This is a genomic window from Geminicoccus harenae, assembly GCF_019800005.1.
GTDB classification, from domain to species: Bacteria; Pseudomonadota; Alphaproteobacteria; order Geminicoccales; family Geminicoccaceae; genus Geminicoccus; species Geminicoccus harenae.
In genome coordinates this window covers 54506-69673 of record NZ_JABGCL010000002.1, presented here as the reverse complement: position 1 = coordinate 69673, position 15168 = coordinate 54506, and the positions used below count along the sequence as shown (strand labels likewise).

Annotated in this window: 13 protein-coding genes and 1 tRNA gene; 10 read left to right on the top strand and 4 right to left on the bottom strand. The window is 69.6% G+C overall.

The window, feature by feature from the left end; all coding sequences use genetic code 11:
- Window positions 1-36: 36 nt before the first annotated feature.
- The 4 genes from HLA95_RS01670 to HLA95_RS01655 all read right to left on the bottom strand — a co-directional run bounded on the left by HLA95_RS01670 (window position 37) and on the right by HLA95_RS01655 (window position 7758).
- Window positions 37-597 (bottom strand): hypothetical protein, encoded by a 561-nt coding sequence (locus tag HLA95_RS01670; protein ID WP_191058192.1) that lies wholly within the window; start codon window positions 595-597, stop codon window positions 37-39.
- The gene (gene gltB, locus HLA95_RS01665; protein ID WP_191058191.1) at window positions 590-5143 is read right to left on the bottom strand and encodes a glutamate synthase large subunit; all 4554 of its coding nucleotides are present in this window, start codon (window positions 5141-5143) and stop codon (window positions 590-592) included. The genes HLA95_RS01670 and gltB overlap by 8 nt, the downstream gene beginning before the upstream one ends.
- A 12-nt stretch (window positions 5144-5155) precedes the next feature.
- Window positions 5156-6607 (bottom strand): NAD(P)-dependent oxidoreductase, encoded by a 1452-nt coding sequence (locus tag HLA95_RS01660; RefSeq protein WP_191058190.1) that lies wholly within the window; start codon window positions 6605-6607, stop codon window positions 5156-5158.
- Window positions 6608-6816: 209 nt separating this feature from the next.
- Window positions 6817-7758 carry a complex I NDUFA9 subunit family protein gene (locus tag HLA95_RS01655; RefSeq protein WP_191058189.1) on the bottom strand — a complete coding sequence of 314 codons (942 nt, stop codon included), beginning with the start codon at window positions 7756-7758 and terminating at the stop codon, window positions 6817-6819.
- 208 nt (window positions 7759-7966) lie between these two features.
- Here HLA95_RS01655 and HLA95_RS01650 point away from each other — a divergent pair.
- From HLA95_RS01650 to HLA95_RS01605, 10 genes are all read left to right on the top strand, one after another.
- Window positions 7967-8053 (top strand) — tRNA-Leu (locus HLA95_RS01650).
- A gap of 80 nt (window positions 8054-8133) precedes the next feature.
- Window positions 8134-8745 carry a ribonuclease D gene (locus tag HLA95_RS01645; protein ID WP_191058188.1) on the top strand — a complete coding sequence of 204 codons (612 nt, stop codon included), beginning with the start codon at window positions 8134-8136 and terminating at the stop codon, window positions 8743-8745.
- 92 nt (window positions 8746-8837) lie between these two features.
- Complete coding sequence (locus HLA95_RS01640; RefSeq protein WP_222182306.1) at window positions 8838-9806, top strand: KpsF/GutQ family sugar-phosphate isomerase; 969 nt, start codon at window positions 8838-8840, stop codon at window positions 9804-9806.
- Between the two features lie 4 nt (window positions 9807-9810).
- Window positions 9811-10503, top strand: a complete 693-nt coding sequence (lptC, locus tag HLA95_RS28885) for an LPS export ABC transporter periplasmic protein LptC (protein WP_222182184.1) — start codon at window positions 9811-9813, stop codon at window positions 10501-10503.
- Window positions 10503-11075 (top strand): lipopolysaccharide transport periplasmic protein LptA, encoded by a 573-nt coding sequence (gene lptA, locus HLA95_RS01630; protein ID WP_191061861.1) that lies wholly within the window; start codon window positions 10503-10505, stop codon window positions 11073-11075. Before lptC ends, lptA begins: the two co-directional genes overlap by 1 nt.
- 86 nt (window positions 11076-11161) lie before the next feature.
- A complete protein-coding gene (gene lptB, locus HLA95_RS01625) occupies window positions 11162-11875 on the top strand; it encodes an LPS export ABC transporter ATP-binding protein (protein WP_255591365.1) in 714 nt (237 codons plus the stop codon).
- A 100-nt stretch (window positions 11876-11975) separates the two neighbouring features.
- Complete coding sequence (gene rpoN / locus HLA95_RS01620) at window positions 11976-13436, top strand: RNA polymerase factor sigma-54 (protein WP_222182182.1); 1461 nt, start codon at window positions 11976-11978, stop codon at window positions 13434-13436.
- A 29-nt stretch (window positions 13437-13465) separates the two neighbouring features.
- Window positions 13466-13870: an HPr kinase/phosphorylase gene (locus tag HLA95_RS01615; RefSeq protein ID WP_191059847.1), complete on the top strand. Its 405-nt coding sequence runs from the start codon at window positions 13466-13468 to the stop codon at window positions 13868-13870.
- Window positions 13867-14754 (top strand): RNase adapter RapZ, encoded by an 888-nt coding sequence (gene rapZ / locus HLA95_RS01610; RefSeq protein WP_223861522.1) that lies wholly within the window; start codon window positions 13867-13869, stop codon window positions 14752-14754. The genes HLA95_RS01615 and rapZ overlap by 4 nt, the downstream gene beginning before the upstream one ends.
- A complete protein-coding gene (locus tag HLA95_RS01605; protein ID WP_191059846.1) occupies window positions 14751-15158 on the top strand; it encodes a PTS sugar transporter subunit IIA in 408 nt (135 codons plus the stop codon). The genes rapZ and HLA95_RS01605 overlap by 4 nt, the downstream gene beginning before the upstream one ends.
- Window positions 15159-15168: the final 10 nt, after the last annotated feature.

Here is a 15168-nt window from a genome sequence, read left to right as displayed (position 1 = left end):
GCACTGCTCACGCTACCGTGGCGGAGATGCGACGTTTCATGCCGCGTGTGCGAACCGCACCGCCTGGCGCCGGATCAGCTCGGCCACCGCCTGCGGATCGTCGATCGCCTGGAAGACCGGCCGGCGCTGGCGGGCCACTCCCTCGATGGCGGCCGGGAAGAAATCGCGCCGCCGCAGCAGGAGGTCGCCGGTTTCGGCACCTTCTGCCTGGCGAAGCTGGAGCTTCAGCGCAGTGAACGGATAAGGCTGCACCGGCTGGAGCCGTGCCGGATCGATGATCAGCACCCGCTTGTCGGTGACGGCATAGAGGATGCCGGGTGCCGCCCGCGCCGCCCGCCAAGCCAGGGTCAGCGCGTTCACACCGAACGCCGCCACCAGCGCCGCCAGCAGCAGCGCCTCGGTCCGCCACGCGATCCACAGCGCGATCAGGACCAGAGCGAGCCCGCCCGGGCGCCATCTGCGCTCCATCCTGACCAGGGCCGCCGGCTCGGGACGGCCGGTCCACAGGACCCGCTCGTCCCCTTCCAGCGACCGGCGGAGGATCCGCTCCGCCGCCTCCGCCTGGGTCTCCGCTTGGCCCGCCGGCCGGTCAGGCAAGCAATGCCGCCTGCTCGACCGTGGCGTCCCGGGTCACCGGCACGGCCAGCTTGTCCAGCATCTCCTTGGGCACGACCTGCCAGAACCGGCCGAGCTCCGCCGGGTAGTCGTGCAGGATCTGCTTGCCGAGCGGGCTGCCGGTCTCGGCCACGTGCTCGCGGATCAGCGCCTGGAGCAGGTCGGCATAATGGTCGACCTCGACCCGCTGCCAGATCACCATCTCGCTGTTGATCCGGGTCTCCAGGAGGTTGCCCGGGTCGTAGACGAACGCCATGCCGCCCGACATGCCGGCCGCGAAATTGTCACCGGTAGGGCCCAGGATCACCGCGGTGCCGCCGGTCATGTACTCGCAGCCATTGTCGCCGACGCCTTCCACCACGGTGACCGCACCGGAATTGCGCACAGCAAAGCGCTCGCCGGCCATGCCCGAGGCGAACAGCTTGCCGGCCGTGGCGCCGTAGAGGCAGGTGTTGCCGATGATGACGTTCTGGTGCGGGATCAAGGGCGAGGACACGAGCGGACGGACCACGATCGTGCCGCCCGAGAGGCCCTTGCCGACATAGTCGTTGGCGTCGCCGAACACTTCCAGCTTCAGGCCCTGCACGGCGAAGGCGCCGAGCGACTGGCCGGCCGAGCCACGCAGCCGCACGGTGATGTGGCCCTCCGGCAGGCGGGCCATGCCGTACTTGCGGGTGATGTGCGCGGACAGCCTTGTGCCGACGGCGCGATGCACGTTCCGCACATTGTACTGGAGCTGCATCTTCTCGCCGTCTTCCAGCAGCGGGCGGGCGTCCTTGACCATCCGCGCGTCCAGCGTGTCCGGCACCTCGTTGCGCCCCTCCACCACGCAGTAGCGCGGGTGCGGGCCGGGATCGACATTGGCCAGGATCGGGTTGAGGTCCAGGTCGTCCAGGTCGATGGAGCCGCGGCTGACCTGGCGGAGCAGGTCGGTCCGGCCGATCGCCTCGTTGAGCGAGCGCAGGCCCAAGGAGGCCAGGACCTCGCGGGTATCCTCGGCGATGAAGCTCATCAGGTTGACGATGTGCTCGGGCCGGCCCTCGTACTTGGCGCGCAGGTCGTCGCGCTGGGTGCACACGCCCACCGGGCAGGTGTTGGAGTGGCACTGGCGGACCAGGATGCAGCCGACCGCCACCAGCGACAACGTGCCGATGCCGTATTCCTCCGCACCCAGCATGGCGGCGATCACCACGTCGCGGCCAGTCTTGATCCCGCCATCGGTGCGCAGGGTGATGCGGTGGCGCAGCCGGTTGAGCGTGAGGAGCTGGTTGGTCTCGGACAGGCCCATCTCCCAGGGCGTGCCGGCATATTTGATCGAGGTCTGCGGCGAGGCGCCGGTACCGCCGACATTGCCCGAGATCAGGATCACGTCGGCCTTGGCCTTGGCGACACCGGCCGCGATCGTGCCGATCCCGGCCTCCGAGACGAGCTTCACGCAGACCTTGGCGTCGGGATTGATCTGCTTCAGGTCGTAGATGAGCTGGGCCAGGTCCTCGATCGAGTAGATGTCGTGGTGCGGCGGCGGCGAGATCAGGGTCACGCCGGGGGTGGCGTGGCGCAGCCGCGCGATCTCGACCGTCACCTTGAAGCCCGGCAGCTGGCCGCCCTCGCCGGGCTTGGCCCCCTGGGCGACCTTGATCTCCAGCTCCTTGGCGGCGTTCAGGTACTCGGCGGTGACGCCGAACCTGCCGGACGCCACCTGCTTGATCGGCGAGTTGGCGTTGTCGCCGTTGGGCCTGGGGGTGAAGCGCTCCTTGCCCTCGCCGCCCTCGCCGGAATCGGCCTTGGCGCCGATCCGGTTCATGGCGATCGTCAGGGTCTCGTGCGCCTCGGGCGAGAGCGCGCCCAAGGACATGCCGGGGGTGACGAAGCGCTTGCGGATCTCGGTGATGCTCTCGACCTCGTCCAGCGGGACCGGCTGGGCCTTGGGCGCGAACGCGAGCAGGTCGCGGATCGCCATCGGCTCATGGTCGTACAGCATCTCGGTGAAGCGCTTGTAGGCCGAGTAGCTGTCGGTCTGGACCGCGTGCTGGAGCTGGTGGATCGCCTTGCCTTCCAGCGCATGCGGCTCGCCGCCCCGCCGGTAGCGGTAGAAACCGCCGATCGGCAGCACGGCCGCCCCCTCGCCGAAGGCGCGATCGTGCATCTCCAGGATGCGCTTGCTGATGCCGGCCAGGCCGATGCCGGAAATGCGCGACACCATGCCCGGCAGGTACTCGCGGCACAGCGAGCGGGACAGGCCGATCGCCTCGAAATTGCACCCGCCCCGGTAGCTCGACACGATCGAGATGCCCATCTTGGACATGATCTTGAGCAGGCCCTGGTTGATCGCCTCCTTGAAGCGCGCGAGGCACTCCTGCAGCGTCAGGCCGGGGAACAGGTTGCGGGCATGGCGATCCGCGATCGCCGCCTCGGTGAGGTAGGCGTTCACCGCGGTGGCACCCACGCCGATCAGCACGGCGAAGCAGTGCGTGTCCATGCACTCGCCCGAGCGCACGGTGATCGAGGAGAAGGCACGCAGCTTCTGGCCGACCAGATGGCTGTGCACGGCACCCACGGCCAGGATCATCGGCAGCGGCGCCCGCTCCGGCCCCACGTCCTCGTCGGTGAGGAGCAGGTTCTCGGCCCCGCCGCGCACCGCGTCCTCGGCCTCGTGGCGGATCCGCTCCAGCGCCAGCTTCAGCGACTCCGAGCCGTCCGCCGGGAAGGTGCAGTCGATCCGGCGCATGCGCTTCTGGAAGTGCTCCTCCAGCGCCAGCAGCTCGGTCGTGGTGATGACCGGGCTTTCGAGCTGCAGGATCGAGGTCTGGCTCGGGTCCTCGTCATAGACGTTGCCGAGATTGCCGAAGCGGGTCTTCAGGCTCATCACCCGCCACTCGCGCAACGGGTCGATCGGCGGGTTGGTGACCTGGGCGAACTGCTGGCGGAAGAAGTGGTGGAGGCCGCGATAGCGCTTGGACAGCACGGCCACCGGGCTGTGGTCGCCCATCGAGCCCAGGGCTTCCTTGCCGTCCTGGACCATGGGCGCCAGGATCAGCTCCAGGTCCTCCACGCTCACGCCGAACTGCGCCTGGCGGTGGCGCAGCTCGTCGCGGGGGAAGCTCGCCGGCTGGAAGTCGCGCGCGGCGGCCAGATCCTCCAGGCTGCGGATGTTCTCCACCCACTTGGAATAGGGCTTGAGGCCGGCCAGCCAGTCCTTCAGCTCGTCATCGCGGAAGAAGCGCCCACTGGTGAGGTCGACGCCGATCGTCTCACCCGGCCCCACCCGGCCCTTCTCGACGATGCTGCCCTCGTCCAGCGGCACCATGCCGGCTTCCGAGCCCACCACCAGCAGGCCGTCGGCGGTGCGGGCGTAGCGCATCGGGCGCAGGCCGTTGCGGTCCATGCCGGCGATCGCCCAGCGGCTGTCCGCGGCGACCAGGGCTGCCGGCCCGTCCCAGGGCTCCATCACGCAGTTGCAGTAGTTGAACAGGTCGGCATGGGCCTGGGGCATGACGATCCGGTTCGACCAGGCGGGCGGCACCAGCAGGGTCTTGACCAGCGGCAGGGCGCGCCCGGCCCGGATCAGCGCCTCGACCACCGCGTCCAGCGCAGCACTGTCCGAGGAGCCGGCCTGGATCAGCGGCTTCACGTCCTCGTTGAACTCGCCGAAGACCTCGGCCTCCATCCGGGTCTCGTGGCTCTTCATCCAGTTGGTGTTGCCCCGCAGCGTATTGATCTCGCCGTTATGGGCGAGCGTGCGGAACGGCTGGGCGAGCCGCCAGGCGGGCCAGGTGTTGGTCGAGTAGCGCTGGTGGAAGATCGCGAAGGTCGAGACGAACTGCTCGTCCTGCAAGTCCGGGTAGAAGACCGACAGGGCCTCGGCCAGGAACAGGCCCTTGTAGATGATCGAGCGGCAGGACAGCGAGCAGATGTAGAACTCGGCGATGTGCGCGGCCTGGACCTGCTTCTCGATCCGCCGCCGGATGATGTAGAGGTCGCGCTCGAACCGGTCGGCGTCGATCGCCGGGTCCGGGTTGCCGACGATGATCTGCTCGATCTCCGGCCGGGTCGCCTGGGCCTTGTCGCCCAGGACCGAGGTGTCGACCGGGACCTGGCGCCAGCCGCGAATCTGGTAGCCGCCGCGGATGATCTCGCTTTCGACGATCGAGCGGCAGGTCTCCTGCGCGCCGAAATCATTGCGCGGCAGGAACACCATGCCCACGCCCAGCCGCTCCTCCACGTCGACGCCGACATCGGTGACGTAGCGGCGGAAGAAGGCGTCAGGGATCTGGACATGGATGCCGGCACCGTCGCCGGTCTTGCCGTCCGCGTCGACGGCACCGCGGTGCCAGACCGCCTTCAGCGCCTCGATCGCCTTGGTCACCACCTCGCGGCGCGGCTTGCCGTCGATCGCGGCCACCATGCCGACACCGCAGGACGAATGCTCGTCCTCGTCCGCATACATGCCCCGCTCGAGCAGGACCTTGCGGTTCTCGCGATAGGCCCGGACGAACGCCGCACCGCTCTCGATGGGAAGCTGGCTCATGATCGTCGTCCCTCAGGCGGCCGTGGCGAGCGCGTCGTGCCCGGCCGTGCGGTTCAGGAGATAGCGGTGCATCGAGGCCGCGGCATCGCGGCCGTCCCGGACACCCCAGACCACCAGGGAGGCGCCGCGCACGATGTCGCCGCCAGCGAACACGCCTGCCAGATTGGTCTGCATGGTGTTCCAGTCGATGGTGATGGTGCCCCAGCGCGAGACCTTGAGCTCCGGCTCGCCGAACATGGCGAGATGATCCTCGGGGTCGAAGCCGAGCGCCGCGATCACCAGGTCGGCCGGCAACCGGAAGCCCGAATCCGGCACCGGCTCCGGCGACTGGCGGCCGGTGGAATCGGGGGCGCCCAGCCGCATGCGGACCGCGCGCACCGCCTCGACCCGGGCATCGCCGACAAAGGCCTCGGGTGCGGAGAGCCAGACGAACTCCACGCCCTCCTCCTCGGCATGCTTCACCTCGCGCATCGAGCCCGGCATGTTCTCCTTGTCGCGCCGATACAGGCATTTGACCGAGAGTGCGCCCTGGCGGATCGCGGTGCGCACGCAGTCCATGGCGGTGTCGCCGCCGCCCACCACGACCACGTGCTTGCCGGCGGCATTCAGGCTGCCGTCCTCGAACGCGGCCACCTGGTCACCCAGGCTCTTGCGGTTCGACGCGGTCAGGTAGTGCAGGGCCGGGACAACGCCCGGCAGGCCCACACCCGGCACCTGCAGGGCGCGCGCCTTGTAGACCCCGGTGCCGATGAAGACGGCGTCGTAGCGGGCGCGCAACTCGGCGAAGCCCGGCTGGCCGGGGGCGCCCACGTCGCAGTTCAGGTGGAAGCGCACGCCTGCCTCCTCGAGCAGCCGCGTGCGGCGGACCACGACCTCCTTTTCCAGCTTGAAGCCGGGGATGCCGTACATCAGCAGCCCGCCCGCCCGGTCGTAGCGGTCGTAGACATCGACCTGCCAGCCCTTGCGGCGCAGCTCGAAGGCAGCGGAATAGCCGGCGGGCCCAGCACCGATGATGGCGACGCGGCCGTCCCGCTCACGCAGCGGCACGGGCGGCTTGACCCAGCCCATCTCGAAGGCGGTGTCGTTGATGTAGCGCTCGACCGTGCCGATCGTGACCGAGTTGAAGCCCTTCTCGATCACGCAGTTGCCTTCGCACAAGCGATCCTGCGGACAGATCCGGCCGCAGATCTCCGGCATGGCGCTGGTGGCCGAGCTCAGCTCGTAGGCCTCCTCGAGCCGCCCTTCGGCGGTCATGCGCAGCCAGTCGGGGATGTTGTTGTGCAGCGGGCAGTGGATCTGACAGAACGGGATGCCGCACTGCTCGCAGCGCGACGCCTGCTCGGACGCACGCTCCGGTCGGAAGCGGTCATAGATCTCGGCGAAATCCTGGACCCGCTCCTCGGCGCTGCGCTTGTGCGGCAGGGTCTGCGGCACGGCAACGAACTGCATCATCTTCGAGGCCATCGCCCTGTCCTTCACGCACGACTTGCAGAAGCCGCGGCACGCGGGACGTGCCGCCTTGGAAGCGTCCTAAACGAGAAGGATGGGGCAGGTAAAGTTCACGCCAAGAGTTTGGTCCCGACTCGATACTTGTTTCTCTGGATCTACTGCTGGGATCATCGGGCTCAGCCCATCACGTTCAGCCGCTTCTGAGATATAGTCTCATATCAGGACTACTGCGCCGGAAGCGTCCGGACCTGCTGGCGGGCGAACAGCTGGAGGTAGGGCGGCGCCACGACTTCCATCGGTGTCGGAGGAATGCCCAGCTCGACCAAGCCCGGCCGGTCCGGGCTCGCCACGTTGTCGGTGCGTAGCTGCACCACCTGGTCGAGGGTGAGCGGCGGTGCCGGCAGATGCTGCAGGATCCGCCCCAGGAACTCGGCCACGCCGAACGGGACGTTGATGATCCGCCGCTTGCGGCCCAGCACCCGCAGCAGCCAGACTAGAGTCTCGCGGAAACTCAGCACTTCCGGCCCGCCCAGCTCATAGATGACGCCGGGCCTGGCCTGGCCTGCCAGTGCCGCGACGATCGCCCGGGCGACATCGCCGACATAGACCGGCTGGAACCGGGTATGCCCGCCGCCGATCGCTGGCAGGAACGGCATGGTGGCCGACATCGCTGCGAACCGGTTGAGGAACTGGTCCTCGGGCCCGAACACCACGGACGGCCGCAGGATCGCCGCATCCGGCCGTGCCCGGAGCAGGCCCTGCTCGCCGGCGGCCTTGGTGCGGGCATAGATGCTGCGCGAGTTCGAATCGGCGCCGATCGCCGAGATGTGGACGAGCTTGGCGCCTGCCGGGGCCAGGCGGCCGATCCGCTCGGGCAGCTGCGCATGGAGGCGCTGGAAATCGCCGGCGCGACGCTCGTGGAGGATGCCCACCAGGTTCACCACCGCGTCGACGCCGGAAAGAGCGCGGGCCAGTTGCTCGTCCTGGCCGAGATCAGTCTCGATCGGCGTCACCTGCCCGACCTGCCCCAGCGGCTTGAGCACAAGGGCCCGGTCCGGGTTCCGGCAGGGCACGCGGACCTGCGCCCCCCCGGTGCAGAGCTGCTGGATCAGATGCCCGCCGATGAAGCCGGTGCCGCCCGTCACCGCAACCACCATGCCGCGCATCCCGCTCTCCTTCGCCCATCACCCCGACTGCCGCTGATCTAGTCCGGCACCGATCGGCTGGCAAACGCACCCGGTCGTGGCCACGGCCGGCACCGCCTGGACGCGGTATTGCCGGCGCGGCGGCACCGCGGCGGAGAATTGCAGGAAAGCGCACCGGCACCCGTTGACGGCCGTCGCGAACTCGCCTACTTCCCGCCCCGCACCGAGTGCCCAGGTGGCGGAATTGGTAGACGCACTAGCTTCAGGTGCTAGCGCTCGCAAGGGCGTGGAGGTTCGAGTCCTCTCCTGGGCACCACTTACTCTTAGCGTTCACGGATCGTTTACCATCTAGGGTCTAGGGTGCTTCCCAGGACCGAAGGATCGGAAACGGTGCGTATGGAATTCCAGCTTCATCAGGGCGACCTGCCGCCGGATTTCGTTGCCGACGGGCCGGTGGCGCTGGACACCGAGACGATGGGGCTGCAGCCGCATCGCGACCGGCTCTGCCTGGTGCAGCTCGCCAAGGCCAACGGCGAGATCCATCTGGTGCGCTTTGCCGATCGGAACTACGCGGCACCGCGCCTGAGCGCGCTCCTGGCCGATCCCACTGTCCTCAAGATCTTCCATTTCGCCCGCTTCGACGTGGCCGTGCTCCGGCATTTCCTGGGCGTGGCGGTGGCACCGCTCTGGTGCACCAAGATCGCATCGAAGCTGGTGCGCACCTATACCGACCGCCACGGCCTGAAGGACCTGAGCCGCGAGCTCCTGGGCGTGGAGCTGCAGAAGCAGGAGCAGAGTTCGGACTGGGGCAACGACCAGTTGAGCGAGGCGCAGTTGCGCTATGCCGCCAGCGACGTCCTGCATCTCCACCGCCTGAAGGAGCGGCTGGAGGCGATGCTGCGCCGGGAGGGCCGCCTCCATCTGGCCCAGGCCTGCTTCGGTTTCCTGCCCACCCGGGCGGAACTGGACCTGGCCGGCTTTGCCGAACAGGATATCCTCGCCCACTGAACCGGCCAGCGGAGCCGCTCATGCCGAAGGCCATGGCCGCCACCATCCTCCCAGCCGAGGGCCAGCCCGGAGCCGGCCCGGCCGGCACGGATATGGCCGGTGCCATCGCGGCTGCCGATCTGGCGGCCGCCCGCGAGGTGCTCGCCACCGAGGCCCGGGCACTCCAGGACCTGGCCGGGACGCTGGGGCGCGACTTCGTGGCGGCCTGCGACCTGCTCCAGCGAGCGACCGGCCGGGTGGTGGTCACCGGCATGGGCAAGAGCGGCCATGTGGCGGCGAAGATCGCCGCCACCCTCGCCTCCACCGGGACCCCTGCCCAGTTCGTCCACCCGGCCGAAGCCGCCCATGGCGATCTCGGCATGATCACCGCCCAGGACGCGGTGCTGGCACTGTCCAATTCCGGGGAGACCCCGGAGCTGCACGCGATCCTGGTGCATGCCCGCCGGTTCGGCATCCCGCTGGCGGCCATGGTCGGCCGGGCACCCAGCACGCTCGCCGGCAGCGCCGACGTGGCCCTGGTCCTGCCGGCGGTGGTCGAGGCCTGCCCGCTGGGCCTGGCACCCACCACCTCCACCACCGCGATGCTGGCTCTCGGTGACGCGCTGGCCGTGGTCCTGCTCGGCCGGCGCGGCTTCTCCAGCCATGCCTTCGCCGAGCTGCATCCGGGCGGCAAGCTCGGCGCCCGGCTGGTGCGCGTACGCCAGCTCATGCACGAGGGCGCCGACCTGCCGCTCGTCCCGGTCGGCACCCGCATGGCCGACGCCCTGCTGGTAATGACGGAAAAGCGGCTGGGCTGCGTCGGCGTGGTCGACGAGGACGGTCGGCTGGTCGGCATCGTCACCGATGGCGACCTGCGCCGCAACATGGCGCCCGACCTGCTGGGCCGCTCGGTGGAAGCACTGATGACCAGCCGGGCGCGCACCATCGCACCCGACGCGCTGGCGGTGGAGGCCGTGCGCACGATGAATGCCGCCGCGATCACCGTGCTGTTCGTGGTGGTGGACGGTCGCCCGGTGGGGGCGATCCACCTGCACGACTGCCTCAAGGCCGGGGTGGCCTGAGCGCGTGGTCGAGGCACCCACTACCGCCCCGCCCGAGCCGGCCCCCGAGCGGGGCCGGGCCGCCGCCGCAGGACCAAGCACGCCGCCCCGGCGGCAAAGGCGCCGCTTCGTCGGCCTGATGCGGCTGGTGCTGCCCGGCATCGCGATCGGCCTGATCGTGCTGGTGATCGCCTGGCCCAAGATCTTCGGCGACGTCGCCGGGATGATCGCCCCGTCCGGCCTGTTCGAGGGCATCTCGATTACCGAGCCCATGCGCATGCGCCAGCCGCGCTATGTCGGCGCCGACAGCGAAGGCGGGCGGCCCTATGTGGTCGAGGCCGACGAGGCGCAGATCGACCCCAAGGCGCCGGACCGGATCGCGCTTTCCCACATGCGCGCCAGGATGGAGAGCATGGACGGTGGGCTGACCCGGCTGGAATCGCAGGACGCGCTTTATCAGCGGGATATCGAACGACTGGACCTTGCCCGCGACGTCAAGCTCTATACGCCGGACGGCATGGAGTTCACGACCGAGCAGGCGACCATCCTCCTGGACGAGCGTCGCGCGGCGGGCGAGCAGCCGGTCCACGGGACCGGGTCCAGGGGAACGATCGACGCGGATGGCTTCGCCATCGAGGAAGGGGGCGACGTGATCCGGTTTCAGGGCAATGTGCGGGTCGTGCTGACGCAGGACCGGCCCGAGGGGGAGGCTCCTTGATGAGGCACCGGGCAGCAGCGGCACTCGCTCTGATCGCCTGCCTGCCGACGGCCATCGCGGCAGCGCAGGAAAGCAACGGCTTGGCCGGCCACGACTCCCGCCAGCCGATCGAGATCACCTCGGACACGCTCACCGTGGAGCAGCCAAAGCAGCTCGCTACGTTCGCCGGCAATGTCGATGCGGTGCAGGGCGACATGAAGCTGCGCGCCGACCGGCTGCTGGTGCACTATGCCCGCAACGAGGCGGGAGGCGGCGGGTCCGGCAGCGGGTCTGGCGCAGGCGGCGGCGCCAATCCGGCCGACAACTCGATCCGGATGATCGAGGCGTTCGGCAAGGTGGTGATCACCTCGCCCGCGGAGAGCGCCCAGGGCGATGCCGGGGTCTATGACGTGGTGGCGGGCACGATGCAGCTGACCGGCGACGTGGTCCTGACCCGCGGCGAGAACGTGATCCGTGGCAACCGGCTGGACATGGACCTGAACACCGGCCTGTCGACCGTGTCGGGCGGCAAGCGCAGCGAGCGGGTCCGCGCCGTGTTCAGCCCCGAGAATGGGGGCAGCGAGCAGCCGTGAGCCTGGTGTCGCCCGACCTCCTGCCAGCCCAGCAGCGCCACGAGCAGGTGCAGGCCGCCGCACGCCGCGGTGCCGCGGTCTCCGAGCTGTCGGCCTTCAAGATCGGCAAGCAGTATGGCGGCCGCACGGTGCTGCGCGACGTCAGCCTGCGGGTCGGCCGGGGCGAGGCGGTCGGTCTTCTGGGGCCGAACGGTGCCGGGAAGACCACCTCGTTCTACATCCTGACCGGGCTGATCTCGCCGGACTATGGCCAGGTGGTGCTGGACGGCTCGGACGTCACCGACCTGCCGATGTTCCGCCGTGCCCGGTTGGGCGTGGGCTATCTGGCCCAGGAAGCCTCGGTGTTCCGGGGCCTCAGCGTCGAGAACAATCTGCGCGCGGTGCTGGAGCTGGTGGAGCCCAGCCGGCTACGCCGCGAGGAGATGCTGGACGAACTGCTGGCCGAGTTCGGGCTAAGCCATCTCCGCCGCGCCCCGGCGCTGGGCCTGTCCGGCGGCGAGCGGCGCCGCGTCGAGATCGCTCGCGCCCTGGCATCGCGGCCGGGCTTCATGCTCCTGGACGAGCCGCTGGCGGGCATCGACCCGATCAATGTAGCCGAGATCCGCAGCCTGGTGGCGCATCTGAAGGACCGCGGCCTGGGCGTGCTGATCACCGACCACAATGTCCGGGACACGCTGGAGATCATCGACCGTGCCTACATCCTCCACGAGGGGCGCGTGATCATGGAGGGCACGCCGAGCTCGATCGTCGCCGACGAGATGGTCCGCAAGGTCTATCTCGGCGACGATTTCGCCCTGTGAGCCACGGCACCGTGATGGGCGGCCACGCCGGACCGGCAGGGATTGGGCGCATGGTGCCCGCCCCCCGCGGCCGGGCCCGCTGCTGTCCGGAGCCCGGCCGATGAGTGCGGGGATGCGCCTGGAGCTGCGCCAGTCCCAGGGGCTGGTGATCACGCCGCAGCTCCAGCAGGCGATCAAGCTCCTGCAGCTGTCCAATCTCGAACTCGACCAGTTCATCCAGCAGGAACTGACCGAGAACCCGTTCCTGACCCGCAGCGATGGCGTGGCCGACCGGCAGGGCCAGCCGGCCGGCGAGCAGGAGGCGCCGCTGGACGGGAGGGCGACCGCCGAGCCTGCCGCCGATCCGGCGGATGGCCAGGACTGGACACCCGAGACCGGGGAGCCCGCCGGTGCGGAGCTGGGCCCGCTCGGGCGCGAGCGCCGCTCCGCTGCCGCGGAGGACGACCTGCCTTCGCTGGAGGCGACGCTCAGCCGGCCGGTGAGCCTGCGCGAGCATCTGCTGGCACAGGTCGCGGCCGACGCCGACGACCCGGCCATCCGCTTCCTGGCCTTTGCCATGGTCGAGCGGCTGGATGGCGACGGCTACCTGCGCGAGCCGATCGAGGAACTGGCGGTGGAACTGGCCGCAGGCCGGGACGAGCTCCTGCAGGCGCTGCGGGTCGTGCAGAACTGCGATCCGGCGGGCGTGGGTGCCCGGGACCTGCGCGAATGCCTGGCGCTGCAGCTCAAGGATCTCGACCGGCTGGATCCGGCGATGCAGGCGCTGCTGGACCATCTGCCCGCCCTGGCTCGCGCCGATTTCACGCTCCTGCTCCGGGTGTGCCGGGTCGACCAGGACGACCTGCAGGACATGATCGCGGAGATCCGGGCGCTCAACCCCAGGCCGGGTGCCGGCTTCGACCCGGAGCCGGCACCGGTGGTCTCGCCCGACGTGCACATCCTGCCGGCCCCTGGCGGCAACTGGCGGGTCGAGGTCGACCCGCGCACTCTGCCCCGGGTGCTGGCCGATACCGGTTATTATGCGGAGATCTGCAGCAGCGCCGAGGGCCGCAAGGCGAAGGAATATCTGTCCGAGCGCTGGCAGTCGGCGAACTGGCTGGTCAAGGCGCTCGACCAGCGCGCCCGCACCGTGCTGCGGGTCACCAAGGCGATCTTCCAGCGGCAGAAAGGCTTTCTCACCCACGGCCCGTCCCGGCTGCGCCCGCTCGTGCTGCGCGACATCGCCGAGGTGACCGGGCTGCACGAGAGCACGGTGAGCCGGGCCACCAGCGACAAATATGTGGGCACGCCGCGCGGCACCTATCCGCTGAAATATTTCTTCTCGACCGGCCTGCCGTCCGCCGATGGCGAGGGCAGCGTCAGCGCCGAGGCGATCCGCCAGCGGATCCGGCTGATGATCGAGCGGGAAACGCCCGACGACGTGTTGTCCGACGACCGGCTCGTCCTGCTCCTGGAAAAGGAGGGCATGCAGGTCGCCCGCCGGACCGTCGCGAAATACCGGGAATCGCTGGGGATCGCCTCCTCGCTGCAGCGCCGGCGCGCCAAGGCGCTGCTCCGCTGACCGGGCGCACCCTCCAGCACGGCTCCTGCGTGCAGCTCCATGGCCGGGGCGTGCTGGTGCTGGGCCCGTCGGGCAGCGGCAAGTCCAGCCTGTGCCATTCGCTGCTGGCGATGGGCGGCTGGCTGGTAGCGGACGACGCGGTCGAGCTCACGAGTGAGGGTGGTCGCCTGATCGCGACCTGCCCTGCGTCGATCCGGGGCCAGCTCGAACTGCGGCGGCTGGGCCTAGCCCGCCTGCCGTGCCGGCATGCCGCAGCGGTCGACCTCGTTGCCGAGCTGACACGGAGTGTTACCATCGAGCGCTTGCCCCCTCCCGCTGCCACCGGCATGCTCGGCGTCGTGCTGCCCCTGATCCACATCATGCCGGATGATCTGAACCGGGCCGGCTTCCTGGTCGCGGCATCCCTCTTCCGGCTGGTGCGCGAGGTGCCGTGAACCGGATCGTCATCGTCACCGGCATGGCTGGTGCCGGCCGGACCACCGCGCTCAAGGTCCTGGAGGACCTGGGCTTCGAGGCGGTGGACAACCTGCCGATCAACCTGCTGCGCAAGCTGGTCCAGGCACTGGACCCGCTCGAGACCGATGTCGCGATCGGCATCGACCCGCGCTCGCGCACCTTCGACGTGGATGCGCTGATGCCGCGGCTGGAGCGGCTGCGCGGCTCCGGCGTGGCCGAGGTTCGCCTCCTGTTCCTGGACTGCGACGACGAGGTGCTGCGCCGGCGCTACAGCGAGACCCGCCGCCGCCACCCGCTGGCGTTCGATCGGTCGCTGGAGGACGGGATCGCGCACGAGCGGCAGATCATGGCCCCGCTGCGCGGGCTGGCCGACCATATCGTCGACACCACGGCACTGACCGCGGCCGACCTCAAGCGGGTTATCACCGGCCTGTTCGACCCGGCCGAAGGACAGCGCCTGGCGATCCACGTCATGTCCTTCTCGTTCCGCAACGGGCTGCCGCGCGAGGCCGACCTCGTGTTCGACGTGCGCTTCCTGCGCAACCCGCATTACGACGACGTGCTGCGGCCGATGACCGGGCTGGACCGGCCGGTGCAGGACTATGTCGCCAACGACCTGGACTTCTCCTCGTTCATGGAGCGGCTGGTGAACCTGCTCTTGCCCCTGCTCCCGCGCTACCGTGCCGAGGGCAAGTCGTACCTGACCATCGCGATCGGCTGCACCGGCGGCAAGCACCGCTCGGTGTTCGTGACCGAGGCTTTGTCCGCGCAGTTGCGCGATGCCGGCTGGGCGGTGGGCACCCACCACCGCGACATCCCGCGCACCGTGGCACCGGTGGCCGTGACCGGGAGCACGCCATGATCGGTCTGGTGATCGTCACCCACGGCCATCTGGCGGACGAGTTCGTCGCGGCCATGGAGCATGTGGTGGGGCCGCAGCCGGACGTGGCGGCGATCTCGATCGAGCCGGACGACGACATCGAGCGGCGCCGGGCCGACATCGTGGCGGCGGTCAAGCAGGTCGACACCGGCAGCGGGGTGATCATGCTGACCGACATGTTCGGCGGCACGCCCTCCAACCTCGCGATCTCCATCACCGACCGGCCGCAGGTCGAGGTGATCTGCGGGATCAACCTGCCCATGCTGATCAAGCTCGCCATGGTGCGCGGGACGGAAACCCTGCCGCAGGCAATCCGCAGCGCCCAGGACGCCGGGCGCAAGTACATCCAGGTTGCCAGCCAGATACTGAGCGGCGACAAGGGCTAGGGCAGCAGAA